Genomic DNA, 26,957 nt, shown 5'->3' with positions numbered 1-26,957 from the left:
GTTATCCTTAAGTGTTTCTTAAGTCTTGGACTCTACCATGCAGGTATTAAATTATTATTATTGAGTTCTCAATTTATGTTGGTAAGCCAATTTCTCAGCACAGGTTTTAAAAAGCGCTTCTACATTACCTGTAGCGCCAATACTTTTATCATCGCATTAGCATGTTATTACTGCTTAATCATCAATATCCCTTTTATGCATGGTGCATTTAACGCAATCACCACATTGCCCTCTTTTTCGTGGTTATTTTTACTCTCAGTGCCGTTACTGTTGCTGTGCTTATTAATTATTTTCTTTTCATTCTTATCTAGTCGCTGGCTACTCAAACCAATTAATTACATATTACTGTTAAGCTCGTGCGCCGTTCTTTACGGCACTTTAAATTATGGAGTGGTATTTGACTATTCTATGATTCAAAACACCTTTGAAACTGACGGTCATGAAGCGGCAAGCTATCTTAACTTGCAATTTATTATATTCTTTTGTTTGTTCGCCTTACTGCCGCTATTGGTTTTAATCAAAACCAAGGTTCGCTTTAGTCTGGTTAGCAAAGAGCTGGTGAGTCGTTGTAAACTGCTACTGGGCTGCTTTGCCTTAATCGCCGTAATTGTATTGAGTTTTTATGCCGACTATGCCGCTACCGGACGTAACAATCAATTATTAAAGAAAGAGTTAATTCCATTCCAATATTTAAGCAGTGGCTATAAATATATTCGCGATCAATGGCTGGTCTCTGACGAACCATTTCAAATTTTAGACCCAGCACCAGTACTAAGTGCATCACAACACACTCAAGTAACCGTTATCGTGGTAGGTGAAACAGCACGTGCTGAAAACTTTGCTTACCAAGGCTATACACGCGATACCAACCGTTTCACTCGACCTTTCAAAGTAACGTACCTGAACAATGTAGCGTCCTGTGGAACCGCAACAGCGGTATCGGTCCCTTGTATGTTCTCACAACAAAACCAAGCTGAGTTCTCACGTAACGAAGCTGATAACCAGCAAAACATTCTCGACATAGCTCAAAGCGCTGGCGCTGATGTGTTGTGGGTTGATAATAACAGTGGCTGTAAAAATGTCTGTAATCGCGTTACCAACATTACCATCAAGGTAGATAACTCTGCACTTTGTGAACAACAGCATTGCTATGACGAAGCGTTACTAGCACCACTTAAACGTAAACTAGCTAATTTAAGCCAAGCTAATACGGTCATTGTATTGCATATGATGGGCTCTCATGGACCCACTTACTTTCAGCGCTACCCAGATCAATTTAAGCAATTCACACCAACCTGCGACCGCAGTGATATACAAAACTGTAGCACTGAGCAGTTAGTTAGTACTTACGACAACACCATAGCGTATAGCGACTACGTAAATTCATTAATGTTAACCGAACTGAATAACTTACCTGACAATATTGATAAAACCTTTGTATATATTTCAGATCACGGTGAGTCGCTCGGCGAAAATGGCGCCTACTTACATGGCTTTCCGTATAGCTTTGCTCCTAGTGGCCAAACCCATGTCCCTATGTATATGTGGGCTGCCAAAGGCAACCAACGTATTACAGAAAGTTGCTTAAAGAGTGTTGATCAACAACAAGCTGCTTCTCACGACAATATATTCCATACATTAATCACTCTAATAGGCATCAAAAGTAAAGCCTATGAACAGTCTTTAGATTTAGTAAGTAACTGTAAAGCAATTAATAAAAAAGTGAAAAACAATAATGAATAATTCGAAAACGGTACTCAAACGCCAAGGACTACTACGCCTTTTATTTACCTTACGCCATACTTTCAATGGCTTAAAATGGATGACGCGATTTGAAGCTGCATTTCAGCAAGAACTCGCGCTATTTTTATTACTTGGAGTGTTTGCGTGGCTGGCGAATATTCCCACCAGCGATAAACTTATTTTAATTGCCAGCTTGCTGTTTGTACTATTCGCCGAGTTAGTCAATACCGCGATTGAAGTGGTGGTTGATCGTATTGGTACAGAACATCATGAACTCTCTGGGCTGGCTAAAGATATTGCCTCTGCCAGTGTATTTATAGCAATGATGATTAGCACACTGGTTTGGTGGGCTATTTTATGGGCATAACTGATAAATTTAGTCTTGCGCAACTACAAAATAGACTCGGTCCATATTGGGTATTGCTAACATTTTTTAGTTTATCGCTAACTATGTTAACCCTGGCTCGTTTTAGCTTAAGTGTATGGCAAGGTGAGCGAGTATTTAGCTCTCATGCTTGGCTAAATATTTTTGTTGGCGGCTTGCGCGTTGATACGGCTACCTTAAGTTATATTTTAATGCCGGCATTGTTGTTGATAATTATCAGCACATTAGTCTCTAAACAGCAGCTTATTCGTGGCATCATTAAATACTATTTATTGCTAATGACCGCGTTGCTGATCTTCTTTGAAGTGATCACTGCGACCTTTATTAGTGAATATGATTTTCGTCCAAACCGCTTATTTATTGAATACTTAATATACCCAAAAGAAGTCTCTCGCATGATTTTTGCGGGGTATAAAATAGAGGTATTCACCACTTTATTATTCTTGATCGTTGGGGTAAAACTGGCTACAAAAGTTTTTACCAGCCAATGGCGTAGCCACTGTCAGTTGCCAATCATAAAACACTCCTTATTGGTGATTAGCTTACTGTGCTTAACCGTTCTAGGTGCACGTAACTCACTAGGTCATCGACCGTTAAACCCTGCAATGGTGGCATTCTCAACTGATCATTTACTTAATGATCTTAGTCTTAACTCGTTGTATAGCGTAGCCTTTGCAATTAAACAACTCAGTAATGAAAAATCAAGCCAAGACTTTTATGGCACCATGGCCGAAGAGGAATTATTAGCCTTAGTACGCGCGAGTATGCAAAATGAGCAAGCTGTTTTTAACGATGCCAGCGCACCAACCAAAACCTTTCATCAAGCGGCGTATCAAGGGAAGCCCAAAAACTTAGTTATCATTTTGCAAGAAAGTTTAGGAGCACGTTATGTGGGTACTTTAGGCGGCTTACCTTTAACCCCTAATATAGATAAACTTTATCAGCGAGGTTGGGGGTTTGATAATCTATACGCCACGGGCACACGCTCAGTTCGCGGTATAGAAGCGGTTATTACTGGATTTACCCCCACCCCTTCTCGCGCAGTAGTAAAGCTTGATAAATCGCAACGTGATTTTTTTACCATTGCTGACTTTTTAAGCAAACAAGATTACCAAACCCAGTTTATTTACGGTGGTGAAAGCCACTTTGATAATATGCAAAGCTTCTTTTTGGGTAATGGTTTTCAACACATTGTAGATAGTAATGACTTTGCCAATATTGATTTTAATGGGTCATGGGGTGCATCGGATGAAGACTTATACAACCAAGCAGATATAGAACTCACCAAGTTGCAGCAGCAAGGGCAGCCATTTTTTAGCTTAGTATTTTCCAGCTCTAACCATAGCCCGTATGAGTTCCCTGATAATAAAATTGCACTTTACGATAATGAAAAACAAACTCGCAATAATGCAGCAAAATATGCCGATTATGCGCTAGGCACCTTTATCGAAAAAGCAAAGCAATCAAGTTACTGGGACGATACCGTCTTTATAGTGATTGCTGATCATGACTCGCGCGTATCGGGGGCAAGTTTAGTACCAATTGATCACTTTCGTATTCCTGCGGTTATTTTTGGTAAAGGTATCAATGCCAAGCGTGATCATCAGTTGGCTAGCCAACTTGATATTCCGACGACATTATTATCATTGATTGGAGCCAGTGGTGAACATCCGATGATAGGTCGCGATCTTACGCAGCCAATCGCAGATAATAAACAACGCGCAATGATGCAATACGATAAAAACTTTGCCTACATAACCGGTAATAGTGGCCAAGGTAATAAGGTCGTAATTTTACAACCACAAAAACCAGCAACCACTTATATATACACACAAGATAAATTAGTGCCCACCAGCAACGACCCACAATTGGTGAAAAAAGCACTGGCACATGCCAATTTAGGTAATTTAGCCTATCAAAAGAGTTGGTATCATTAATCTATAAGCCTTGCTAAAGTAGCAAAGCGAACATGTTATTTAATTGAGTTAAGATCATGAAGATACTCGTAATCGAAGATTCTGAACCGCTTAGACGCAGCCTAGATGTAGGCCTTAATAATCTCGGTTTTACCGTGGACGGTACCGGTGATGGTTCACACGGTTTAAGCATGGCACTGTGTGGCGACTATGATTTAATCATTCTCGACTTAATGCTACCAAGTGTTGATGGCATGAGTATTCTCAAGGCACTGCGTAGCAGCTCGAGTCAAACTCGGGTATTAATTTTATCTGCTCGCTCTGAAGCACAAGACAAAATAAACGGCTTAATGAAAGGTGCTGATGATTATCTAACGAAACCGTTTTCGTTTGAAGAACTACATGCCAGAGTACTGGCGCTGTCTCGGCGAGGCCAATTACAAAACCAGCAAAACACACTCAGTGTAGGAGAATGCGTGTTAGATTTGAGCTTAAAAACACTGCATTATCAGCAGCAGCCTATAAACCTTACTCGCAACGAATATAAAATCATTGAGTGCTTATTTAGTGCCAAAGAACGGGTATTAGGCCTTGAGATGATCAGCGAAGCCGTGGTCGGCCAATTTGATATGCTGTCAAAAAATGCGCTAGAAGCGCATATTTCAGCGATCCGCAAAAAAGTACGGCTGCTCGGCGGCGAACTACCAATTAAAAATAAACGTGGATTTGGTTATGTCGCCTCTCAAAACTGAGCTGCCAAAAACTAAACGTCACTCTATCAAGCGTAAACTAGTCAATAATATTAGTGCCGTACTATCGATTATTCTGGTTACTATTTTTTTAACCGTCGATTTGAGTGTTGATTCTTGGGTTGAAAATCAATTTAATCAATCTTTAACTAATAAATCTAATTATTTAAAAACCTTAGTAAAAGATCATAATGGCAAACTAGAATTTGATTTTGCTGGCGAGTTTATGTCTGAATATGAGCAGGCCAATGCCAGCGAATTTTATCAGCTATGGCACGAACAACTGACGTTTGAAAAATCAGATTCATTGCAACTATATCAAAATATTGATTTACCCAATTTAGCTATCCCCATTAACGAATTTAAAATTATTGATTACACTCTGCCTAACGGTGAAGAGGGTCGCGCTATGATCAGCCACTTCATTGCCCAGCAAGAAAATGAAGCAGCGCGCGGCAGCGGTCATTTTAAGACCATGGTTTTAACTATCGCCGCTCCTATTTCATCATTAAATAAAGTATTACTGATCATTGATGTGGTTTTTATTCTGACCTGCATTATCGCAGTTTTTGGAGTACGTTATTTAGTCACTCGAATCGTTAACCGTGGCCTCTTTCCACTGAACAACTTAAATGAACAAATAAAATTACTCGATATCACTGGCGCCTCACAAACTATCAAAAGCGACTTTCAAGTAGAGGAAATTGAACCTATTCGTAATGAGCTGAATAAATTTATTACCACCAATCAACAGCTCTATCAAAATGAAAAACGCCTAACCAGCGACATCGCACATGAATTAAAAACACCAATTTCTGAGCTGATCAGCTTGTCGGAAGTGGCACTGCGTTACCCTGATGATGAGCGTATTAGCGCCACATATACCAGCGACATTTTGGCTATATCACAGCGTATGAAAACCATCGTCAATAACTTACTGCTATTACAACGCGCTGGTAGTAGCGCTGTAGAGCTCAATTTAGAAAGCGTTAATTTAAGTGACTTTATTACGCAATTAAGCAATGAACTGCAGTTTAAACATGCCGATATTGAGCAGCGCTTACAGCTAGATGTTGCAACTGAGCTGATGATCACCGCTGACCGATTTTGCCTGCATACCATTTTATCTAACTTGCTCGATAACGCATTGTTTTATGGGCTTAGCACCCAACCTATCAACTTACAGGTCGAACAAACTAAATATCACACCACAATCACGCTATGCAACGCTTTAGCTAAGCCTTTAAGTGAACAACAACTTGAGGCTATTTTTGATCCCCTTTACCAGCTTGATAGCTCACGAACGAATAACCAACGCCACGGCTTGGGGCTAGCGATAGTTAACAGTTTATGTAATCTCAATAACTTTACCATCAGCGCAAAAAACAAGCCAAACTCTCGCTTAGCATTAATTTTAACGTTACCCAATTAAGCGTATTGGTTTAATATGGATATATACCCAACCAATAAGGACAATTATGAACCTCACTCAGCGTATTAGCAGTTACTTTATTTTATCCCTTTTACTGTGTATTAGTTTTGCTAGCCACAGTGAACCTGGGTTGTGGCAAATAGAAAAAAATGGCGTTAAATCATATTTGTTTGGCACTGTGCATGTCGGTGATGCCACTATGAAAGGGCTACCTAAAAAAGTAACCGACGCGCTTGATGCCAGCGATCAAGTAATTGTTGAAGTCGATGTTAGTGCAATCAGCCCGATGGAAATGCAGCGCCGCTCTATGCCATTTATGATGCTAAAAAACGGTAATACTCTACAAAGCGAATTATCTGAGCAAAACTATAAAAAGCTTCAGCAATACTTCAGCAACAAATCAATTGATATAGCGATGTTTAATAACCTAGCTCCATGGGCCGTAATGGTTACTATGCTGCAAATGGAATTTCAAAATATTGGTTTTTCTGATCAATATGGCATTGATAAACAAGTGCTTGCCTATACAAAAGCGAACAATATACCGGTTGGCGAATTAGAAACGCTCGAATATCAAATGGAGATGTTTAATAATCTATCGTTGTTAAGTAACGAAATGATTGAAGAAACGTTTGAACAGCTTGCCGATGTTGAAACCTACTTTATAACCTTAGTTAATGCATGGAAAAATGGCGATATGGCCACCTTAACTAAGTACTACAATGAAAGCTTTGATGACAGCAACTACGGTGAGATCAGCGAACAAGTTATGCTGATTGAACGTAACAATAATTGGATAAAAGAGCTCACACCTCGCATTGGTAAAGAAAAACTATTTATCGCCGTAGGCGCCCTGCATTTGCCAGAACAACACGGTTTATTAAAGCAGTTTAAAAACCAAGGTTTTACAGTAACTCGCCTGTAATTACTCACGAAAAGACAACTCACCTGCTTGGCTAGTAATAGCCAAGCGGTTATAGGTATCAATGCAAAAGCGGCTATAATTTTTGACAAGCTTTTGCAAAAAACTCTTACTTAAAACGCTGTTATGGCATTTATTTAGCAATAAACTCACCACTTTCTGCAAGTATTTTTTCAAATAATTCTATTGCACTATGGCTCTCTTCATCCGATCCCCATTGAGATGCCTCACCCCAAATAACTCCCCACTCATCAGACTAAATACTTATATCTGACAACCGTGACGATTTATCTGAATGTGTTACACATAAATAATTTCCATCAAATTCGATAGTGAAGCTATGCTTAGAAAAAGCAGATTCACATGCAGCTCTAAAATCAGCAGACTCTGGCGGTGAAAAAAACTCGATATGCTTCTTTGAGCTTCCCTGTTTATGAGACACTTTATATTCTTGCATATTATTGATGCCTCAAGCAGCTATGGTACATATTTCTGCCATAGCTGCTCAAATTCTTGTTTTGAGATACTTATTCCCTGAAATTCAACATCAGAGTTTATCTCCTCTAGTTGCGGCACTTCAACAATACCGAGCATCGTATTTTCGGTGTGGGTTTCACCCGAAGCAAATCCAAGCTTTCCATTACGACAAAACTCAAGCTTGCGGAGTTCAAAATTATCATCACCAATTTCGGATACGAGACGAAACGGCTCATCTTCAAGGTCATGTATCCACTCGACATCAATGTATCTCATATTTATCTCCAATAGCGCCATCACCCGCCAACTAGCTGACCTCGGGTGATCACCCTGCTATATTTTTTATGTGTCTTGAGGGACATCATCCCAATCTAATTGTTTATCAAGACACCAGCTTAGCGCTCGACGGCGCTCCATGATTATGCTCATATTAAAATTATCATGGGGGTCATTATTAAGTTGGTAATGCCTACAACTCCACATAGCTCGATAATATACATCTCTCATTTTATATATTTCTTCAAACGAGCGGATTTTAATATCTTTCGTAAACTTTTCTGGGCCTTCTTCTTGCTGTAGATCCGGGCAGTAGTCGATCATATCGTCCGGTATTGGGTATGGAAAACTGAGGTCATCGAATTTATTCATAACCCAAATCAACGCCCAGAGTGACTCAAGATACCAATGTAAATTGATTTTATCTTGCTCACTTATGTTTTCTTGGGATTGTGTAAGAATAGTTTTCTCAACGTCTGACAAGTGTTCAGCTAGTTGGTTTTCATCGATATAGTTTTTTATGAAGTCAATTGGGGCGTTGAATGCAATATTGATCATTGCATTCATAATCAGTGCTCTATTTATGATCTCACTATCTGATCTCATCTGTGAGATATCATAGACAGGAAGCCAATCACAAATTTCCCCATCAAAACTTGAAACAATAGTTTCGCTTTCTTTTTTAATTGCTTGAGTATCCATAACCTCTCCCTAATTTTCCCTAAATATAACAAGCCTGTAAAATTGCTCGTTTTAAATTTATTGCCATTGATGTATCAACCATAGCTGAGCTCATATGTATTAGTGGCTAACTCAATATTCACCAGAAATAATTAATTCACTTTGCGATTTTACGACTATGAAAGCAACCGAGTTTTGCTTACTTTTGAAACCAACAGAACAAATAGCCATACTACCTAAGCCACATGTCACTTCAGGATATTGTTCGCTGATGGAAGTTTCACCTTCTTGGTTTGGCACTAGCTGCCAACCACTGTTTAAAAACTCACGTTTAACTACTTCATAGCTTTTTCCTTTATACTGAGAAAAATCTAATTCATCAGCATGCAAAACCGCATTACTGCTGAATATTAAAGCAAACAGGCATGCAAACTTAAATTTCAAATATACAGCCTAAACTTGTTAAAGGCTGACTTCGTAGCCATGTTCGGTTATCAGTAGTGATAGTAAGCCCTCTAATTGCACATCAGTTTTTGGGATAAACGTTACATCGCCTGCATCCGAATCGTGATCAAGCGTTAGTTCTTGGCCCAAAAAATTGTAAACTCGACTAAATACCCCAAAAGGTAGAAATACAGATTCATCTTTTAACTCACAGAATGAGTCTAATATGAGTTGTGCATTTTTATATGCAGCATACCCATTAGGATCGATGTCGTAGTCTGGTAATACCGATGCCCGCAAAAATCCTGACATTTTATATTTTCGTAATTTATTGCTCATAGGCTCTTAACGCGAAGCTTTTAATAAACAGTTCGAAATTTTTCATTGTAATTATCTTCATGCCCACGTCACGCAGTCAGTGTCAAATAATCACTTATTAGCTACCTAATCGAGATAAATAGTTTCTTGCACATTCACCGACGAAACGCCGGCCAGGATTAGTGCCAGCAATCCAGTCCTCAATGGGAAAAAGATCAAATAGGCCGACTTTCACAAGCGTTGGCACAGCAAGTTCTAGCTCTTTCTCTACTAGCTCTCGCTCGCCAGCATTATAAAGATTAATGTTATATAACATTGTTGCCACGGTTCCTGTCTGAACCCGACTCCCATCTTTTAAATGAACTGAAGGTAAAACCTCCCCGTCCTTAACTACTTTCTGATTTACAGTAGCCAGCTGTTCTGTATTTTCGACATTAGTTTTCATTCAGGATAACCCTATTTCAAGTAGTTAACGAACTTGTAGAATAACGCAATTTTATTTTTATTTATTTCTCAACCATAGCCGAGTTGCTATTTTGATTCAATCGTTTGCTGATTTTCTACTTTGATCGCTATTACCATAATTGATTTCAAAATGTGAATGACCGAAAATTCGTATTTTTCGAATTACTGACATTTACCTGTCGTTTGCCATTTAAATGTTCACAATCCCCTCATGTGATACTGGCTATGCTACAGCACCATGCCCCTGTGTAGATTATCAGTTGCAACTAAACTCTTTGCTAACAAGCCTATGCGATACTCAAGTGATTGACTTTACTCATTAAATAAAAAACATTCTGATATTAAAATGGGGTCTTAATCTCTTCTCATATACCGCTTTTAAATAACTGCCATTTGGACATTAACTTACTCTTTTTTGAGTTTATTTGCCTAACGTACTGGCTACTGCTGTACATAAGAATAGTTAAAAACCATAACGTTAAAGATGTATGGGGTAACGTCAGAATAAAGCGTTTCCCCCATATTCAACCGACGACATGTTCGGTTTAGTTAAGATCCGATATGATCCGCTTGAGAGCATCGAGTTCAACTTTATCATTTCGTTGTTCCCAAGCATTCATAATATCTGCAACAGCCAACCCATGTTCATCAGCCAATGCAGAGCGTAACGCCCAAGCCACTAGATGATTGGGGTTTTTCCAACCGTCATATAAATCATAAATATGATGATCTGATAAAAACACTTGTGATCCGCTACTGTTGGTCATCACAAACCAATCACCAACTGGGTCAGAGCCTAATGAAAATAACTCATCGTCACGTTCAAAGTCATCCAACTCTTCTCTGAAGTTAAAACCAATCATATCCTGTCTAAAAGGCCATAAAAACGGAAACTTGCCGCTCGAAACAAGCTGGAAATAGGCTTCAATCCAAGAATGCCATTGCGGTGAAATAATCGTTTTACATCGAGATACTACTTCCTCTTTTAATACAACCGGTGAAATATAGTCTAACTCTTTCAACGCTTTGCATTCTTCAAGAAACTGGACTGGAAAATAGTTATCGGGGATCGGATTAGTAATAATTTCGAGTAATTGTTCTTCGTTCACTTAATTTTCCTATTTAAATAATACAGATGGAGTCTCATCAATAACTGATGACACTAGTAATTAAAATACCTTGCATAGAGCACATAAAAAGCACATAGCAGATGGCCTCAGTAATAAATACTTTAACGTTTATAGCTGGGGGTTTCTAATTTAATTGGATGAGTGTTTTTTGAAATCCACTTAACAGCATATTGTTGCAGCTGAGTGGTCTCATCCATTAACAGCTCCATATCGGAAACTAGATTACTTAATGCAGCAATTTCTTTTTCTTCCAATGAATTGTGTGAAGCAATATGCTTAAGATAAGCATTGCACATTTGCCGGTATGCGCGATCCCAATTAACACCACCATTACCATACAGCTCATCAGTCACTCGCCCTGCGATACGAATAACTTCACCTTGTACGGTTAATGCTGCGCCTTTAGGCGGGACTAAATAATCCCAAAGGTTATCGTATGTTTGCTCCCAAGTATCACCAACTAACTCAATAGCTGACTGTCCGTCGTGAAGCAAACGCGTTGCCACAGGCGTTACACCATATAAGCGATACAAGTTATTTAAGGCGTGACTGTACTCATCTACACTATCTTTATTAAAGTCTTCTCGCATAAACTCGAACTTATCGCCAATAGCGGTCACCAATTCTTGCATTTTAGGCGTAATTTCTACGCCATAACGAACGAATAGCTCTGTCATATCAACCATACTGGGAATATCCAAATTGCCGCAGCGCTGCAAGCTGTATTCTAATGGTGTTAAGTCATATTCATTTTTAACGTTAATATCCGCACCGGCCGCAAGCAATACTGCCGCATTGTGGACGTTATGAAAGGTTACTGCGCTATGCAGTGGCGTATTGCCCGCTTTACTTTGAAAATTTACGTCCGCTCCCATTTGAATAAGAACGTCCAAGTTCGAGTGTATAGCGCCTGCTCTAAGGTGTAGCGGCGTATTGCCATAGGTATTTAAATAATGCAAATCCGCGCCATTATCAACAAGCCACTTTGACAACTCATCGGGACAATGACTAAACCCTAGTGCCGATACCTTACCGTAGCCGCTGTAAGCATCCAGCTCGCATTTGTCAAAAATAGTGATAAGAGTCGAGAGATTTTCTTTTTTGATCAGCTCATCAAAATTCTTGGGAAGTGTTTTTCTTTTTCGTGCCATGGTTACGTACTCTATCCTTTGTATATAACATATTCACTGTGCGCTAAGTGAACTGGGGGTCTATATTTTATATAATATCCCGAAGACTGATATGGCTTATTTTAGAGGCGCTATTATACAAAAATAATTTCCCTATAGATCGGTGTTTTTAACAGACAAACGGTAATTCCCCCATTTTTAATGGAGGCGAGCTGTAGAATCACTCGTTTTTAATTTATTGTTATTGATGGTTCAACCATAACCGAGTAGCTATTTTGCTCCCCCCTCATTTACTGCTCATTCATTACTCTTTGTGCAAAAAAATTAGTGAATTATTCACAATAAGGTTAAGAGACGCTGCGCTTTAGAGGAAGTAGATGAATTTGTTTATTGATTTAGAATTGACCATCACTATATAAAAACAGTCAAAAAGAACACTATTGCCAGAGTTAAGGCTCATATGTGTTATGTGTTGCCACGCTCCGCTGTCAAAGATGAGCTTTCATCCAACCTCTCGAAGTCATATTTAACCTTAGATACGACAAACAAGTCACACTGAACAACTGCCGCATCATTTAAATTAAAAAGGACATAATTATGCCCTTTAGTTAAAGAGCTTTTATAAATAATCCCGTCATACCCTTTCGATTTAATAAACTCTGATATTATTTGCGTCGGCGCATATTCTGATTTGGAATCAGATTCCGTTACAGGCCAAGAAAAAGCAATATCCATCGCAGCCCACACAGCGTCAATTTTCTGCTCAATAGAAGGTTCGTCGATGTAAAAATATGGGTACTGCTCGGCCTCAGCAGTCTCCGAAAAATCTATCAACTTCATATCCTTTGTCAAATGCAATTTAGCGATTGTTACGGGTAATCCAGGCCAAGGCCTCACTTCGTGTACCGCAGTTTCTGCATCTGCTGCTACATATAAACAAGGGTTCCCTTTTAAGTTCGCTCTCCCCTCTGAGGGGCTATTGCTCAAGGGTTTCATTCGCTTGAATGAATAAGGAATACGCTTATCAACATGGAACTCTTGTTCTGCACTATCAGTAGCCTTTTCCTTATCGCATCCAGTTTGTGCACGCCATACCACAGAACCAGATTTCAAGGTTTTAATCCTGTCATTACAAGTGTCATTAATTGAATTTAGAAATTCACTCGACTCATGATCTAAAGTGTAGTGCAACTTAGAGCACGCTTTTTTAGAAAAGTCAGAATAGCTTAACCAAGATTTGAAGCTCATTCATACTCCTTAGTTTGTAGTAACACATAACACTTACAACAAGCAGTTTTGTGACGTTCTTCCACAAAATTATTCTACTACTAGCATCTAAATCAGGTGAATATTATATTCTTGGCCAGCAATTATCACCAAAATACCTGAATACATGAGATGGTCTATCAATTTTGATAAATGTAACCTGAGCTGCTACTTCCATTGAGCTATCCTTGTCATATAAAAATTTAATCAAAGAGCACGTTCCTCTTTTATACAAAAGGCGCGTTCTCTTATTTACATTACTCATTAATAACAAATTATGTAACTGTTTGCTATCCATATACCCAAACCACCTCTAGATGCAGAATTCAGCGTTTCATAGGGGGTTTAGAGTTACTTTGCAAGAATGGCTGTTGGGTTTCGTTGCACTCAACCCAACCTACGGCGATAAATTTAACGCCGAGCTGCTCTGGTTTTTCCTAGCGCCTGGCCCCTAAAACCTAGAACCTTTTCCTTACCTAAAATCTGCCATATCTAAATAGTGCTCTATCCCGGTAATTTTATCTTTCGCATGGTGGTTTACATAAATTACTGTGCTACTGCCTGCAGCGCATATTTTTTCGATTAATAGTAAAACACGCTGCCGATTGGCTTCATCAAGCCCCAAACATGGCTCGTCTAAAATCAGTAATGTGGGGTGTTTTACCATAGCGCGGGCAATCAATAGCATGCGTTGGTCACCAAAAGACAGTTGCGTAAATGGGGTGTTTTTTAACTCACTCAAACCTAATAATGCTAACCATTGTATGGCGATATCAAGCTGAATTTGAGTTGGCTTTTGATACAAGCCAATGCTGTCGTAAAAGCCTGATACTATGGTATTAAGCGCCGAAATACTAACCCGATATTCCATATGCAAAGCATTCGAAATATAGCCAATATGCTGCTTAATTTGCCAAATACTTTCACCACTGCCGCGTTGATAGCCAAACACTTTAATATCATTGTTATAACACTGCGGATTATCGCCAGTGATTAAGTTAAGCAGGCAGGTTTTGCCGGAGCCGTTTTGACCACTGAGCTGCCAATGCTGTCGTGCTTTGATTGTCCAATTTAAGTGGTTAAAAATAACCTTACCGCTATAACTGACGCTGGCATTTTGCAATCGTACTAACTCAGGCTCATTAAACTCTGGGGCACTGTGTGCCACATCTTTGCTAGGAATCGTTAAATCAGTTTGTTGTAGGTGTAATAATTTAAATAAATCATCGCGCTGCTTAAGGTCAGGAGTTGCTAGTTGCTGTTGTAATTCGCCATTTTTCACATAACCATAATGCGTAATAAATACGGGGATTTCATCTAACCGATTAACCACAAAGACCATGGTCATGCTGGCACTTAGTTCGATTAATACGCTACGTAATAGCTCAACGCTTTGTACATCCAAACCGTCAAACGGTTCATCAAGCACAATCAGTTCGGGCCGATTACTCAGTGCTTTAATTAACATTAGTTTACGTGTTTCCCCGGTTGAGAGTGCGCGCAAACGTTGCTTAAGCAATGTCTCAAAAGCAAACCCTGTAATTAACTGCTGGCATAGCTGTTGATCAAAACATGGGCTTGATTGCTGATAAATCAGCTCTGACACCAATTTAGGGCTAGTTTTACCATCGGTGATGTCGTCTTGATCAGCTAATAACTCAGCGGTAATCAATTGCTTTTGCAGATCTGAAGAGACTATTTCTGTACGCTTAAAATCACAACTTCGTGTACCACTGACAATATTAGCTTGATCGAGTAATACTGCTGTTATGGCTGATTTTCCTGCTCCGTTACCGCCAAGCAGCACCCAATGCTGAGCGCTCTCAACCTGCCAAGTTAGCTTACTTACGAGAAAACTTTCGCGTTCATTAGTACCAAGGTTAGCCGTCACATTATTGAGTTTAATTGACTGCACAGCGATCCTTTTTAGCTCTTAAATTAATTAGTTTGAAAATACATGACTTTTATTAGCATGGCTATAGAATAAAATTCACGCGGTTTAAACCTTTTTAAATCTGCTAACGTCTAATCTATAAAGCCATTAACAACGAGTAAAAATAATGAATACACTTAGTATCTCTAGTTTAGCCGTAATCTTATTAACTAGTAGTTTAGCTGCTCATGCTGAGCAAAAAATTGAACAGACCTTTGATGTCACTGCCAAGCAGGCATTGGCGATCAACGTGCCCGTTGGCAGCCTAGAACTTAGCACCCATCAAGGTAACCAAGTAACCGTGTCGATTGAGCTAAAAGCGAAAAATGATAATTGGTTTAGTGATGATGTTGCACTTGAAGATATCACTTTAAAAAATCAACAAAGTAGCGATAAGCTGAGCCTCTCGATTGATAATGACGATGTGCAACAAAGCTGGCTAGTAAGTATACCAACAACCATGGCGATAGATTTAGAGCTAGGTGTGGGCGATATTGAAGTAAATAATTTTGCTAATACTGCCAGCATCGATGTCGGTGTGGGCGCGGTGCGGATCAGCAGCGCGTTAGCTGACTATCAAACGATCACTCTAGATAGTGGTGTTGGCGACACCAAAATAGCAGGCATGAAAAATGATGCTAAACATAGCCGTAAGCTGGTCACCTCAACTAGTAAATATAACGGTGACGGCCAATACCGCATTAACGTTGAAGTCGGTGTAGGTGATATTAAAATCAGCCACTAAAATTATCAGCCCTCGTTAAATACATTCATGAGGGCTTTTTTAATATCCGCAACCGAAAATGGTTTATAAACATGTACATTAGAGCCAAGTTCATAAGTTCGCTCTAAATCACTTGGCGCAGTGTTGGCGGTGATCACAATGATCGGAACCGTTGAATTTAGTTCTTGGCGGATGATATCTATCGCTTGAAAGCCATCCATCACCGGCATGTTCAAATCCATAAAAATCACATTAAACTCACTTTCAGTAATTTTTTGTGTTGCTATTAAACCGTTTTCAGCCACTTCAACGGTGTAATTAAGCTCGGTTAAAATTCGTGATAAAATTGTTGCGTTTAATAAATTGTCTTCCACAATTAAGCAATGCAGTTGTGCGGGTAAGTTGCCTTGATTCGTTAGTAGTGCAGCTTTAGATAATGGCAAACGGATCTTAATCTGTGCACCATGCGGTATGACATCTTTAAACTCAACGCCGCCTTGCATAGCACTGACAATATGTTGCACACGTGCCAAACCGGTTTGTAAGCCCTGAAAGTCATTGCTCTGTTCTATACTATGATGATTTAAATATGGATAGCATTGAGCAAAACCAACGCCGCTATCAGCGACCACTATTTTAATATGACCATCTTGGTAACTAACGGATATTGAAACCTGCCCAGTGCTAGTAAATTTAATGGCATTACTAAGTAGCTCGGTAATGATTTGCTGCAATCGTAAATGATCAAACTCTGTATAGCGATCTAACTCAGGACTGAGTTTTACTTCAAACTTTAACTGTTTGTTATCACAGGCAAACTGAAAAGGTGTAATAGCCGACTCAAGCGTGGTTATTAAATTACGCTTGATAAATTTTAACTGCCATTGCCCAGTATTAAACTGCTGTAGTTCATGTAACTCATCCAGCATACTTACAATCCTGCTGGCACAATATTTTGCTTGTTTTTGCAATGCTTGCTGAGATTCTGATAGCTGAAGTTGCTCAATCGAGTCTATCAGCCCTTGTAGCGGTGTTCTAAATTCATGACTTGCCCGTGCGATAAAGCGCTCTTTATAAGTGCTTATCTGCTCTGCTCGCAACTTTTGTTGTTGGTATTTATTAATCGCAGCGATAATTTGCAGCTCCATAGGCTGAAATATAAATTTCAGCTCAATGAATAGCAACACTAAAGTTAATAGCCAAAAAGCCAGCTCTAGGTTGGACAGCACTCGGGTTTTGAACTTTGCTTGTTGTTCAAATAGCGAGACTGCACCATCAAGCTCCTTGAGCAAGCGTTCAACCTCTGCAACTGTAAATCGCTTTTCTACTTTGCTTACACTAGGATCATTTAACAGTTGCTGCACTTTAGCCAAATACGCTAGCGACGTTTGCGCAAGATTAATCGGTGACGAAAAATAATAAGCAACCAACTCGTCGTCTAAATATAAATAATCGCCATTAGAATGCTGTTGCACTAAAAATTCATGCCCTGCTCTAAACTCTGCGCTCGCTTTAGCTAATACATTACGATGTAATTTAATATTGCTACCAATCTCAGTAACCATGGCATTACTATGCCAAGCGATTTTTTGTGACAACATCCGCTGCTTACCTGCAACATTGATAATATGAGCATCGTCTTTTTGCACAAAAAACATAAACTGAATAAGCAAAGCACTCGCGCTCGAGAGAATCGCTATCGCTAATAACGCCCAACGATAGCGCGACCGAATATTAGCAATAATTTGAATCATAATAGGCCCTATTATTTTTTAATAAGTGTAGACCAAAGGGGATAAAGTGACACTTTACGCAATGATATTATTAAAAAAATAAACCCCGCTTAAATGCGGGGTTTATCAGTTTTGGTTTAATAATTACCGATTTTCTAAACGATTATAATCAAACAAACCGTATTCAACACCACCGTATTGTTTGGCAACTTTGTGCAAAATATCACTGTATTGCCAAAATTGCGGATGTGTTCGGCGAATTGCAAACTGACTCTTTAATGCTCTGTAATCGGCTTCTATTTGCATCAATGGTAGTTGCTCGGCAAATGATGCAAGTTGTTGTGGATTATTCAAATACCAAATTGTTTCAGGGTAATCACCAATGAAACCAGGCACAATGGTGACGGTATCTTCTGCATAAGCGCGCTGCCCTTCCTCGTTCAATAAACTAGAAATATTATAATGGGCATTGTGATGGATCATGGTATACGCTTGATGCTCTGCAGCACCGTCTTTCACTAATATAAAAGAGATTTGCGGCAGTAAATTAATTGCTTTTGCAGGCATATTATTTAACTGCTGTAACGGCTCTGGTACTTGTGTGTAATCAAAGCGCGGACTTAACACCGGTTTTAGCGTTTGTTTAATTAAGCCATATAACTCGTGTTGTTGATCCTGTGTTTTGTAGTCAATCCCTGTTGGCTGACTAAACTCATCACCACTTTCAAAGAAATTAGTTAAACTCGGTGGTGCTTTACGATACCAGTTTGCTTTTAACTCTTTACGCTGAGGCTTAGGTAACAGTGCTAAAAAGTTTTGCTCGCCTTCTAGACGCAAAAAATCCATGTATAAACGAGTGATCAACTGATGGCCAACATTACCGTAGACATCAAACCCGGCAACTAATAAATAATGTATCCGCTCAAACAGTGCGTAATCTAATACCCACATGGTTTTTGGCTCTTGGCCAATAAAACCTTTAACCACAGTCGCACTATCAAAATGGCGGAAAATAGTCAGAGCAGCATTATCATTCACCTCGTCACCACGCCATAATAGGTCGGTGGTTAGGTTTTCACCATTTTTGAACATGCTATTTGCCAACGTTGCCTTGGCTTTAAGGTAAGTATTCTGACGTTTGGCATATTTGACCCAGCTAGAAATAGGTAAAGCGTTGCTTTCTTCAGCCGCTGGCAATGCCAAGGCATCTTCATGTTGTAGCAGCATTTCACCCACTTCTGGCGTTGCCGCTTTAGCTGGATCAGCAAATGCCACCCAAAAATGATCATTAATAACATTTAACGCTATTTGACCACGACAAACAGGCCCTTTAATAAAGCCCATAATGATTAATTCAGCTTCATCTAACATAAATTGATATTTAGATTTAACCGGCATGGCGGCAAACACTTTAAATGGGTTGGATGCTATTTCTGGCAAGTAACTTGGCATGCTGTCAACGTGATAATCTGGCGCAATAAACTGGCTGTACAAGCGCGCTAATTTACTGTCATTCAGTGCCAGTGGTAAATGCGTTTTTGCCAAAATAGTCGAACGATCATGCATTAAGCGATAATACACCCGCTCCACTTTAGGGTCATCGTAAGGGCGGCGGGTATTTATTAACTCAATGTCCTGCCCTGGTGGGGTACTCGAACGCACCAATTTAAAAAAGCTTTTTTCATCATCTTGAACAAAATAAATATGTGCTAAATACCAATGTTCAAACACATAACGTGCTGTTAATTGATACTTTAAATCGTCTTGATTTAAAAAGCTCTCCCAGCGTTGTGCTTGAGCTAAAGCAGCTTTGCTTGGCGGTTTAATATGCGCCATTTTACCGCCCTCTTTAAGCCACTTTTCAAGGTGCTTAAATTCAGTACGCGAAATACCAGGTAATCCATATGGCATCCCGGAATGAGGTTGGCTGTTGGCAAGGCTGTCAAATTCTCCTATAGTGGCGCAGCTTTGCGAGCGATCTAAAGAAAAATCAAACTCATCACCTAAGATCTCATCATTTGGTAGCGGTGAGCTCATTTTTAACACTAAACTGTTGTACAACACGCTACCGGCAAGATTTGCTTGCTCTGTTTGCGCTCGTTCATTCAATACTGGGGTAAAGTCTTTATCACGCCACTGGCTAGTATTCGTTGCATCAAAAAGTAAGCGGCTGGGAGTCGATGCTAATAAACGAGTACCATTGTAAACACGTTCCTTACTTAGGCCGCGGTCAATTCCTTCTGGAGATGAAAGTTTCAGTTGGCATGGTGCATCATAGCAGCCATGACAAACCACACAACGACTCTCGAGCACAGGTTGTACATGCTGTAAAAACTCAGCACCGCTACCTGAGTTATGTTCAACCATACGCTGCTGTGTTTGCTCTGGCCCGAATAGCTCATTGTAATGAGCGGCACCTAAATAAGCGCAGCCACTGAGCACAACAATTAGTGCACTCAGCAAAAAAGACTTTCTCATCGAATTATTCGTCCTCATCGCCCAAGTCAAACGTCGGCATCATATCCATTTGTGGGGACACAAATGTTTGCTCTGATTGGGTATCGAGTACTGCGCTCAATAATGGTCCACGCGTTAAAGTTAGCTGTGCTTGATGTGCATTGCTTGCTAAGTCTGCAAACGCCGGGTTATGGGCTTCTACAATATAATCTGAAATAGTAATAGCAATGCTGCTATCCGGTGCTGGATTTTGACAAAGCTGGGTCAGTAAGTCGTCATCTAAAAGTACGCTTATTGAGAGATCAGGGGTCGATAAATCTCGCTCATTTAAGGTCTCATCAAAAAGAAATAACGGAAGTGTTAAACTACTATCTTGCTCTAATTCCATGTGCTGCTCTCAAATACTAAAATCGTTAATATGACAGTATTATAGCAAAAATTAATTAAATTTAGCTAAACTGACTGCTGATTTACAGCCTGTTTAGCTATTAAAGATAACCTACATTAAATATTATTTACCAAGGTAGGGTTTCACCATTTGAATGCCAAAAACCACCACTATTGCTTAGGTTTAGTTCATCAATACGTTGTGCTAAAAGCTCTGCAGATAATTCAGGCGAAATGTCTCCGGCATAATTAACCATTTGTGTTTGCACAAAGCCCGGATGAAATAAACCAACCGCAATTTTTTTGCTTTTTAGCTCATGAGCTAAACTGACTGATGCCGCGTTAAGTGCAGCCTTTGACATACGATAACCAATATAACCACCTGAGTCATTATCAGCAATCGACCCTAAGCGACTGCTGATCATGGCAACTTTAGCGTCAATACCTAAGCAGTGTATTAACGCATGGGTAACTCGAATTGGTGCTACAGCATTGATGGCTATCTGTTGATTAATGGTATCAAAATCCATCTCTGCCATACTTTCATTATGGAAAATACCGGCATTGTTAATAAGCAGATCTATCTTATGCCCATGTAACTGGTTTTCAAGTGTTTCGATATCTGCTGCATTGGCAACATCGATATTGCTGATCACTGTCACATCTAATTCTTTAAGTTCATCGCTTGGAGTACGCACCACGGCCGTAACCTGGTAACCCTTTGCTAAATATTGCTGACATAAATTAAGGCCGATGCCACGATTAGCGCCTGTAATTACCACATGCTTTGTCATACTTTTACTCCCATTCTATATACACTCTATAACTGAGAGCTTGGGGCAAACAAAAATAAAAAAAGCACCTAAGTGCTTTTTTAGTTAATTAAATTAAGCATAACTAGTTACATTTCACATCATTCATAGCGGAGGTCATAATTGAAAACACTGCGCCTTGTGGATCGGTGATCACACTAAAGCGGCCCACCTCGGGAATATCGGTTGGTGCCACACACACTTCACCGCCAAGTTGCTGAGCCGTTGCGACATAGTTATCACAATCATCGACAGCAAAATAAATCATCCAGTGAGCAGGAATTTCTGCAGGCCATTCATCGGTCATCTCAATCATCCCTGCAACGGGTTGGTCAGCAACAGTGAATAATGTGTAGCTCATTCCTTGCATAGGTTTTTCAACGCTCTGCCAACCCAATAACTGGCAATAAAACTCACGGCTTGCAGCACTGTTGCGGGTTGCCAGTTCATGCCAATAGGGAGTATTAAGTTCACCTAAACGTTTGCAACCTTTATGTTGATTACCTTGCCATAAGGCAAATAATGCACCACCAGGCTCATTTAGCAACACCATGCGACCCGCGTCCATTACATCATGAGGACCGGCGATAATATCAGCACCTAATTGTTTGGCTTTTTCAGCTACTTCATCAATATTATCTACTGCAATATAGGCTAACCAATGACTTGATGTCGCTGCGTTTTTTTGTTCGTTCAGCATTTGATACATGGCAGCAATATCATCACCTTGCTTTTGTAACATAGTGTAATAAAGACCATCACCAATGGGTTGATCATCAGCCCCCCAAGCAAATAACTCAGTGTAAAAAGCTTTGCCGCTTTTCCAGTTAGATGTACATAACTCTGACCAACAGAAAACCCCGTGGGGGTGATTACTTTGTGTGTCACTCACGATTCAATCTCCTTAAATAGTACATCTACTAAAGTTAAAAGAGGAAAGCCATTTTAGCCAATTTTATTTGTATCGTAAGGTGATCTTTATAGCAAAACAAACAACGAATGATTTGAACCCGACCTAAATACAGCTGCGATAGTGTAATATCACTTATTACGGTTAAACGAATCGATACTTTTGCGGGCACTGGCCACATGCTAATTTATAAAGCTGAAATTTGGCCTTTTAACACCCAAATCGAGACTTTAAAAGAGCATTCACCGGCCCTTTTTAGTGGCTGTGCCCACCACCAAGCGCTTTACCATTAGCATCATAAAAGCCAGACGCACCATGCTCGATAAATCCTAAGTTAATCATTTTGGCTAAAAATGGGTCGCCTTCGTTATCACCAATATCCGCATAGTCAGTCGTTTGATAAGCATCCCACAGGGCAAATTGCTGCTGTATCTGAGCTTTTTTAAAGTCCACAGTGCCCAACGTTAATGTTTGAGTAAGTTGCGGTTTAGCAATACTCATTGCGCTTACCAGCTTTTGATTTACCAACCATGCAAGCTCAATCGTAGTATCACCTTGCACTAATTGATAATGCTGTATTTTCTCGCAGCCATCACCTTGCTCATCGGTTAAAGTCATCTTGGCAATAAAATCATCACTCACTAATTGGTATTTAGTACTCCAATCTTGCTGACCTTGCACCTCTGAAGGTTGATATTCAATACCACGCTGCGGTGTTTGAAAGTAACGAATTGGCCGAATTTGCTGATTACTCAACTGTTGCCACACTTCAACTAATTCAAGGCCTTGCTCTGCAACCTGATGGGGTGTTCGCCATAATGTAAACTGTTGAGATTCAGCCACAGCTTTGCCCGCAACTTGCTTACCAGCCTGATAGCTTGCTTGCACATATTGACTGTCCAACGCACACTGCGTGGCACTGGCCAATGGACTTATTAACGCTAAAGATAGGATAATTTTTTTCACTGGATTCTCTTTTCGATTTAATACCGTGGGTCACTGTAATGTGTTTATTTTGCAGATTAATGACAAAGAGCAACTCAGTTTTGGGTTGCTCTTTAGTAAAGCGTATTACATGACAATTACTTAATTTGTAACTTTAGCATCCGCTTGTTTTACTAAGTCAGCTGCATAATCCATCACGTGAAAAATAAAGCTCTGCTCGTTAGTACCTGTTACCAAATGCGCACCAGGGCCAATTGCATAAACACCAACATCTTCACCAGCATGAGTTTCAGATGACAGCGGCACAAGTGCTTCTTGGTGGAAACCTGGACTTTGCGTATCCACATCGGTTAAATCAACACGGCCGGTTACTGGGGCAAAGTCGTAACCTACTTCAGCATCCGTTTCCTGACCTAAATCTCTAAAGCCGCCACCATTAGCATAACCTACGGTGGTGTATGGCATATTATCGGCAGCAAGTGTTGGCTCGGTTTCACCCACGGCAACCACTTTACCTAAAATTGGATTACCGCGTTTTGGGTAGCCTGCGATAGTAAATACATGGCTGTGATCGGCAGTGACAATAATCAGCGTATCTTCAATGCTGGTTTTATCAAGCGCCACTTGCACCGCTTTTGATAACTCAATGGTATCGTTTAAAGCGTTATAGGCATTGCCCGCATGGTGTGCATGGTCAATTCGTCCAGCTTCAACCGTTAAGAAAAAGCCTTTCTCGTTATTATCCAATACATCCAGTGCTTTTGCTGTCATCTCTGATAACGATGGTTCACCTGCAATATCATTGCCACGGTCAGCTTCGTATTGCATGTGAGATTCATTAAACAAGCCAAAAATTTGTTTAGTGTTAGTCACATCAATCGCATTAAAACCTGCTTGATCCATTACGTATTGACCATTTGGATACTGAGCTTGCCATTCAGCAGTTAAATCACGGCCATCAGTACGATCGCCTTCTACCGAGCTTACTGCATCAGCTGAATTATATGCTGCGTCTTTTGGTAAGAAATGACGACGACCGCCACCCATTACCACTTCAAGACCATCAACATCGATCCCAGCAAAACGCGCTTCTAAGTTCTTTTCAAAGTTAACCAGTTGCGATGCAATATCTTCACAATTAGCCGCTTCCGACTCAGGCATATCTGAAACATCTTCCCAATTGCGGTTTGCCGCTTTTGCATACGTTGCAGCTGGTGTGGCATGGGTAATACGTGCCGTTGAAATAAGTCCCGTTGATTTACCTGCAATTTCCGCAAGCTCTAATGACGTTACTAATTCATGGCCTTTACCTGACAAACAATTACCATTAACCACTGCTTCATCAATACCAATAACACCGACATCAGTTTTTACGCCTGATGCCATTGCTGTCATCGTACCGGCAGAATCAGGTGTTTGTGCATCAACATTATAAGTTTTAGCAAACCCTGAAAACGGTAGTGTTTCAAAGCTTAACTGATGTTCTTCACCCATTTTGCCCTGTAACTGACCCGCTAAAATACGCGCAGCTGTTACTGTTGAAATCCCCATACCGTCGCCAACAAACAAAATGACGTTTTTCGCTTTGCCAGACTCTTTAACAATATTAGCAATATTATCTTGGCTACTAGCTAATTTAGTGTGTGCTTCTTTATACCAAGTATTGGTAGTAAGCGGCGCTAACTGTTGTGGATTCAATGAAGTTTCAGCATCGTTACACACTACAGTGGTTGTAGTTACTTCATCTGCATCCAGCTCACCATTTTGATTGCTGTCGTCACCTGTTAGGGTCTCAATGCCACCATTGATACATTGCTCAGAGCCAACTGCAAGCGTATTTTTAACCGTCATTGACTCAATTTTATCGTCATCATCAGAGCAACCCGCTAACGCAACAACCACAGCAAGAGATATTAAGTTAAGTTTTTTCATTGTAATCACCATTATTCTTCTATTAGTTCGAGCGCTTGACTGATAATGTGGAAAATAACATTTTGCTCCACAACGCCTTGTGCCAACTGTGCCCCAGGGCCCTTAGCATGCAATGAAATATCCTCACCTGCATGAGTTTCCGAGCTAAGTGGGACTGCTGCTTCTTGATGAAAGCCCGGTGTTAAGGTATCAACACCACTTAATTCAACACGCCCAGCAACGGCTGCGGCTAAATATGAAGCGTCTGCATCTGTTTCATCACCTAAATCTCTAAAGCCCAAGCCATTTGCGTAACCGACTGTGGTATACGGCATACCGTCAGCTGCAAGGGTTGGAGTATCGCGACCTACTGCTACAACTTGACCCAAAATTGGGTTACCGCGTTTTGGATAGCCAGCAATGGTAAATACATGGCTGTGATCCGCAGTGACTAAAATAAGTGTTTCATTCGGATCGGTATTTTCTACTGCTGCTTTTACCGCATTGGCAAATTCAATTGTGTCATTTAATGCGTTGTAAGCATTACCGGCATGGTGGGCGTGATCGATACGACCCGATTCAACCGTTAGGAAAAACCCTTTTTCATTATTCTTTAATATATCAATCGCTTTAGTCGTCATTTGCGTTAATGAAGGCTCACCTGCAATATCATTACTGCGATCCGCTTCATATTGCATATGCGATTCATTAAATAATCCAAATACGCGTTTGGTATCGCCATTTATTGCGTCAAAGCCGGCCTGATCAGTAATGTATTTACCATCGCTATACATTTGCTGCCATTGCGCTGTTAAATCACGTTCATCAGTACGATCACCTTCGACTGCACTCATAGCATCATTAGAGTTAAATGCAGCATCTTTTGGTAAGAAATGACGACGGCCGCCACCCATCACCACTTCTAGACCATCAACATCAACACCCGCAAAGCGCGCTTCAAGATTTTTTTCGAAATTAACTAATTGCGACGCAATATCTTCACAACCTGCAGTGACTGCATCTGCAGGCATGTCGGAAATGTCTTCCCAATTACGATCAGCTGATTTTGCATACGTTGCAGCTGGCGTTGCGTGGGTGATCCGTGCAGTAGAAATAATACCTGTGGCTAGGCCTTTAATTTCTGCAAGCTCTGTAGCTGTAATTAATTCATTACCTGCTACAGTTGCACATTTGCCACGTTCAATGTCTTCGTTAACACCAATAACACCAACATCCGTTTTAACACCTGAGATAATAGCCGTCATGGTGCCTGCTGAATCCGGTGTTTGCGCATCGACGTTATACGTTTTTATTTGTGCCGAATACGGAAATTCTTCAAAGCTCAAAAAGCCCTCTTCTCCTAAAGCGCCTTGTTTTTGGCCTGCAAGGATACGTGCTGCGGTGAGGGTTGATATACCCATGCCATCACCAACAAATAGAATTACGTTCTTTGCTTTAGTGGCTGGTGTTGCATTAGCCATCGTTTCTTTAGAGGTTAATTTAGCCTGTGCAGCGCTATACCAATCACTTTTCATTTGGTTATCAGGTAACACACCTGCATTAGCACCCGCTGACAACGCCAGTGTTAAACCAATTGCAGTCGCAATTTTATTAATTTTCATTTTTAAGTTCCATTGATACGATTTGGTCAAGAATGTCTGTAGTAATGAGAGCATAATATTAGGTAGGTTTTGTTACTTAAAAAGTGACTTTATGTTACATAAAAATTAAAAGTTACATTGTTTTTATTTGTTATATCATAACGTTATGATGGGTAAGCGGTAAGCGGTAAGCGGTAAGCGGTAAGCGGT

The 26,957-nt window shown here is 40.1% G+C and carries 24 protein-coding genes; 7 read left to right on the top strand and 17 right to left on the bottom strand.

The features are described 5' to 3' along the window. Positions 1–75 precede the first annotated feature (75 nt). Genes H5201_RS07105 through H5201_RS07080 form a run of 6 tightly spaced genes read left to right on the top strand, consistent with a single transcriptional unit; the run spans position 76 to position 7,150 of the window. Positions 76–1,743 carry a phosphoethanolamine transferase gene (locus H5201_RS07105; protein WP_182784088.1) on the top strand — a complete coding sequence of 556 codons (1,668 nt, stop codon included), beginning with the start codon at positions 76–78 and terminating at the stop codon, positions 1,741–1,743. Further along, positions 1,736–2,110 (top strand): diacylglycerol kinase, encoded by a 375-nt coding sequence (locus H5201_RS07100; protein WP_182717668.1) that lies wholly within the window; start codon positions 1,736–1,738, stop codon positions 2,108–2,110. Before H5201_RS07105 ends, H5201_RS07100 begins: the two co-directional genes overlap by 8 nt. After that, complete coding sequence (locus H5201_RS07095; protein WP_182784086.1) at positions 2,101–4,065, top strand: LTA synthase family protein; 1,965 nt, start codon at positions 2,101–2,103, stop codon at positions 4,063–4,065. Before H5201_RS07100 ends, H5201_RS07095 begins: the two co-directional genes overlap by 10 nt. Before the next feature lie 56 nt (positions 4,066–4,121). Next, positions 4,122–4,796 carry a response regulator transcription factor gene (locus H5201_RS07090; RefSeq protein WP_182767481.1) on the top strand — a complete coding sequence of 225 codons (675 nt, stop codon included), beginning with the start codon at positions 4,122–4,124 and terminating at the stop codon, positions 4,794–4,796. Then, a complete protein-coding gene (locus H5201_RS07085) occupies positions 4,777–6,225 on the top strand; it encodes a sensor histidine kinase KdpD (RefSeq protein ID WP_182717665.1) in 1,449 nt (482 codons plus the stop codon). Before H5201_RS07090 ends, H5201_RS07085 begins: the two co-directional genes overlap by 20 nt. Before the next feature lie 46 nt (positions 6,226–6,271). After that, the gene (locus H5201_RS07080) at positions 6,272–7,150 is read left to right on the top strand and encodes a TraB/GumN family protein (protein WP_182717664.1); all 879 of its coding nucleotides are present in this window, start codon (positions 6,272–6,274) and stop codon (positions 7,148–7,150) included. 474 nt (positions 7,151–7,624) lie between these two features. Here the strand turns inward: H5201_RS07080 and H5201_RS07075 are convergent, their stop codons facing one another. The 9 genes from H5201_RS07075 to H5201_RS07035 all read right to left on the bottom strand — a co-directional run bounded on the left by H5201_RS07075 (position 7,625) and on the right by H5201_RS07035 (position 15,249). Further along, positions 7,625–7,900, bottom strand: coding sequence for a DUF6881 domain-containing protein (locus tag H5201_RS07075; protein ID WP_182740399.1), 276 nt, complete (start codon positions 7,898–7,900; stop codon positions 7,625–7,627). 66 nt (positions 7,901–7,966) lie between these two features. Continuing rightward, positions 7,967–8,602, bottom strand: a complete 636-nt coding sequence (locus H5201_RS07070; RefSeq protein ID WP_182717662.1) for a DUF4272 domain-containing protein — start codon at positions 8,600–8,602, stop codon at positions 7,967–7,969. Positions 8,603–8,713: 111 nt separating this feature from the next. Beyond that, positions 8,714–9,025 (bottom strand): hypothetical protein, encoded by a 312-nt coding sequence (locus H5201_RS07065; protein ID WP_182717661.1) that lies wholly within the window; start codon positions 9,023–9,025, stop codon positions 8,714–8,716. A gap of 18 nt (positions 9,026–9,043) precedes the next feature. Next, positions 9,044–9,364: a hypothetical protein gene (locus H5201_RS07060; protein WP_182784085.1), complete on the bottom strand. Its 321-nt coding sequence runs from the start codon at positions 9,362–9,364 to the stop codon at positions 9,044–9,046. A gap of 97 nt (positions 9,365–9,461) precedes the next feature. After that, on the bottom strand, positions 9,462–9,788 hold the full coding sequence (locus H5201_RS07055; RefSeq protein WP_149982583.1) for a hypothetical protein: 327 nt from the start codon (positions 9,786–9,788) through the stop codon (positions 9,462–9,464). 565 nt (positions 9,789–10,353) lie between these two features. Continuing rightward, the gene (locus tag H5201_RS07050; protein ID WP_182717660.1) at positions 10,354–10,917 is read right to left on the bottom strand and encodes a hypothetical protein; all 564 of its coding nucleotides are present in this window, start codon (positions 10,915–10,917) and stop codon (positions 10,354–10,356) included. A gap of 122 nt (positions 10,918–11,039) precedes the next feature. Beyond that, positions 11,040–12,089, bottom strand: coding sequence for an ankyrin repeat domain-containing protein (locus H5201_RS07045; protein ID WP_182784083.1), 1,050 nt, complete (start codon positions 12,087–12,089; stop codon positions 11,040–11,042). A gap of 444 nt (positions 12,090–12,533) precedes the next feature. Continuing rightward, positions 12,534–13,316 carry an RES family NAD+ phosphorylase gene (locus tag H5201_RS07040; protein ID WP_220493226.1) on the bottom strand — a complete coding sequence of 261 codons (783 nt, stop codon included), beginning with the start codon at positions 13,314–13,316 and terminating at the stop codon, positions 12,534–12,536. A 490-nt stretch (positions 13,317–13,806) separates the two neighbouring features. After that, positions 13,807–15,249 carry an ATP-binding cassette domain-containing protein gene (locus H5201_RS07035; RefSeq protein WP_149982579.1) on the bottom strand — a complete coding sequence of 481 codons (1,443 nt, stop codon included), beginning with the start codon at positions 15,247–15,249 and terminating at the stop codon, positions 13,807–13,809. Positions 15,250–15,394: 145 nt separating this feature from the next. Between H5201_RS07035 and H5201_RS07030 the strand changes: the two genes are divergently transcribed. Continuing rightward, positions 15,395–16,012 carry a hypothetical protein gene (locus H5201_RS07030; RefSeq protein ID WP_149982578.1) on the top strand — a complete coding sequence of 206 codons (618 nt, stop codon included), beginning with the start codon at positions 15,395–15,397 and terminating at the stop codon, positions 16,010–16,012. Between the two features lie 5 nt (positions 16,013–16,017). Here the strand turns inward: H5201_RS07030 and H5201_RS07025 are convergent, their stop codons facing one another. From H5201_RS07025 to H5201_RS06990, 8 genes are all read right to left on the bottom strand, one after another. After that, positions 16,018–17,745: a response regulator gene (locus tag H5201_RS07025; protein ID WP_182784081.1), complete on the bottom strand. Its 1,728-nt coding sequence runs from the start codon at positions 17,743–17,745 to the stop codon at positions 16,018–16,020. Between the two features lie 123 nt (positions 17,746–17,868). Beyond that, the gene (locus H5201_RS07020; protein WP_182740404.1) at positions 17,869–20,202 is read right to left on the bottom strand and encodes a fatty acid cis/trans isomerase; all 2,334 of its coding nucleotides are present in this window, start codon (positions 20,200–20,202) and stop codon (positions 17,869–17,871) included. Between the two features lie 4 nt (positions 20,203–20,206). After that, complete coding sequence (locus H5201_RS07015) at positions 20,207–20,569, bottom strand: hypothetical protein (RefSeq protein ID WP_145238340.1); 363 nt, start codon at positions 20,567–20,569, stop codon at positions 20,207–20,209. Between the two features lie 127 nt (positions 20,570–20,696). After that, positions 20,697–21,362, bottom strand: coding sequence for an SDR family oxidoreductase (locus H5201_RS07010; RefSeq protein WP_182717654.1), 666 nt, complete (start codon positions 21,360–21,362; stop codon positions 20,697–20,699). Between the two features lie 103 nt (positions 21,363–21,465). Continuing rightward, the gene (locus H5201_RS07005) at positions 21,466–22,272 is read right to left on the bottom strand and encodes a VOC family protein (protein WP_182740406.1); all 807 of its coding nucleotides are present in this window, start codon (positions 22,270–22,272) and stop codon (positions 21,466–21,468) included. A gap of 273 nt (positions 22,273–22,545) precedes the next feature. Continuing rightward, the gene (locus H5201_RS07000; protein WP_182784079.1) at positions 22,546–23,256 is read right to left on the bottom strand and encodes a hypothetical protein; all 711 of its coding nucleotides are present in this window, start codon (positions 23,254–23,256) and stop codon (positions 22,546–22,548) included. A 120-nt stretch (positions 23,257–23,376) separates the two neighbouring features. Beyond that, positions 23,377–25,167, bottom strand: a complete 1,791-nt coding sequence (locus tag H5201_RS06995) for an alkaline phosphatase (RefSeq protein WP_182784077.1) — start codon at positions 25,165–25,167, stop codon at positions 23,377–23,379. An 11-nt stretch (positions 25,168–25,178) separates the two neighbouring features. Further along, positions 25,179–26,768: an alkaline phosphatase gene (locus H5201_RS06990; protein ID WP_145238328.1), complete on the bottom strand. Its 1,590-nt coding sequence runs from the start codon at positions 26,766–26,768 to the stop codon at positions 25,179–25,181. Positions 26,769–26,957 lie beyond the last annotated feature (189 nt).

The organism is Pseudoalteromonas sp. SG43-6, assembly GCF_014164365.1.
GTDB classification, from domain to species: Bacteria; Pseudomonadota; Gammaproteobacteria; order Enterobacterales; family Alteromonadaceae; genus Pseudoalteromonas; species Pseudoalteromonas rhizosphaerae.
This window is presented reverse-complemented; position numbering and strand designations above follow the sequence as displayed.

Excerpts from the sequence above, each read along its gene's own strand:
- H5201_RS07080 (WP_182717664.1), top strand. The coding sequence starts at position 6,272 with ATGAACCTCACTCAGCGTATTAGCAGTTACTTTATTTTATCCCTTTTA.
- H5201_RS07095 (WP_182784086.1), top strand. The coding sequence starts at position 2,101 with ATGGGCATAACTGATAAATTTAGTCTTGCGCAACTACAAAATAGACTC.
- H5201_RS07060 (WP_182784085.1), bottom strand. The coding sequence starts at position 9,364 with ATGAGCAATAAATTACGAAAATATAAAATGTCAGGATTTTTGCGGGCA.
- H5201_RS07030 (WP_149982578.1), top strand. The coding sequence starts at position 15,395 with ATGAATACACTTAGTATCTCTAGTTTAGCCGTAATCTTATTAACTAGT.
- H5201_RS07085 (WP_182717665.1), top strand. The coding sequence starts at position 4,777 with ATGTCGCCTCTCAAAACTGAGCTGCCAAAAACTAAACGTCACTCTATC.
- H5201_RS07040 (WP_220493226.1), bottom strand. The coding sequence starts at position 13,316 with ATGAGCTTCAAATCTTGGTTAAGCTATTCTGACTTTTCTAAAAAAGCG.
- H5201_RS07090 (WP_182767481.1), top strand. The coding sequence starts at position 4,122 with ATGAAGATACTCGTAATCGAAGATTCTGAACCGCTTAGACGCAGCCTA.
- H5201_RS07045 (WP_182784083.1), bottom strand. The coding sequence starts at position 12,089 with ATGGCACGAAAAAGAAAAACACTTCCCAAGAATTTTGATGAGCTGATC.
- H5201_RS07070 (WP_182717662.1), bottom strand. The coding sequence starts at position 8,602 with ATGGATACTCAAGCAATTAAAAAAGAAAGCGAAACTATTGTTTCAAGT.
- H5201_RS07025 (WP_182784081.1), bottom strand. The coding sequence starts at position 17,745 with ATGATTCAAATTATTGCTAATATTCGGTCGCGCTATCGTTGGGCGTTA.
- H5201_RS07010 (WP_182717654.1), bottom strand. The coding sequence starts at position 21,362 with ATGACAAAGCATGTGGTAATTACAGGCGCTAATCGTGGCATCGGCCTT.
- H5201_RS07100 (WP_182717668.1), top strand. The coding sequence starts at position 1,736 with ATGAATAATTCGAAAACGGTACTCAAACGCCAAGGACTACTACGCCTT.
- H5201_RS07020 (WP_182740404.1), bottom strand. The coding sequence starts at position 20,202 with ATGAGAAAGTCTTTTTTGCTGAGTGCACTAATTGTTGTGCTCAGTGGC.
- H5201_RS07075 (WP_182740399.1), bottom strand. The coding sequence starts at position 7,900 with ATGAGATACATTGATGTCGAGTGGATACATGACCTTGAAGATGAGCCG.
- H5201_RS06995 (WP_182784077.1), bottom strand. The coding sequence starts at position 25,167 with ATGAAAAAACTTAACTTAATATCTCTTGCTGTGGTTGTTGCGTTAGCG.
- H5201_RS07055 (WP_149982583.1), bottom strand. The coding sequence starts at position 9,788 with ATGAAAACTAATGTCGAAAATACAGAACAGCTGGCTACTGTAAATCAG.
- H5201_RS06990 (WP_145238328.1), bottom strand. The coding sequence starts at position 26,768 with ATGAAAATTAATAAAATTGCGACTGCAATTGGTTTAACACTGGCGTTG.
- H5201_RS07105 (WP_182784088.1), top strand. The coding sequence starts at position 76 with ATGTTGGTAAGCCAATTTCTCAGCACAGGTTTTAAAAAGCGCTTCTAC.
- H5201_RS07015 (WP_145238340.1), bottom strand. The coding sequence starts at position 20,569 with ATGGAATTAGAGCAAGATAGTAGTTTAACACTTCCGTTATTTCTTTTT.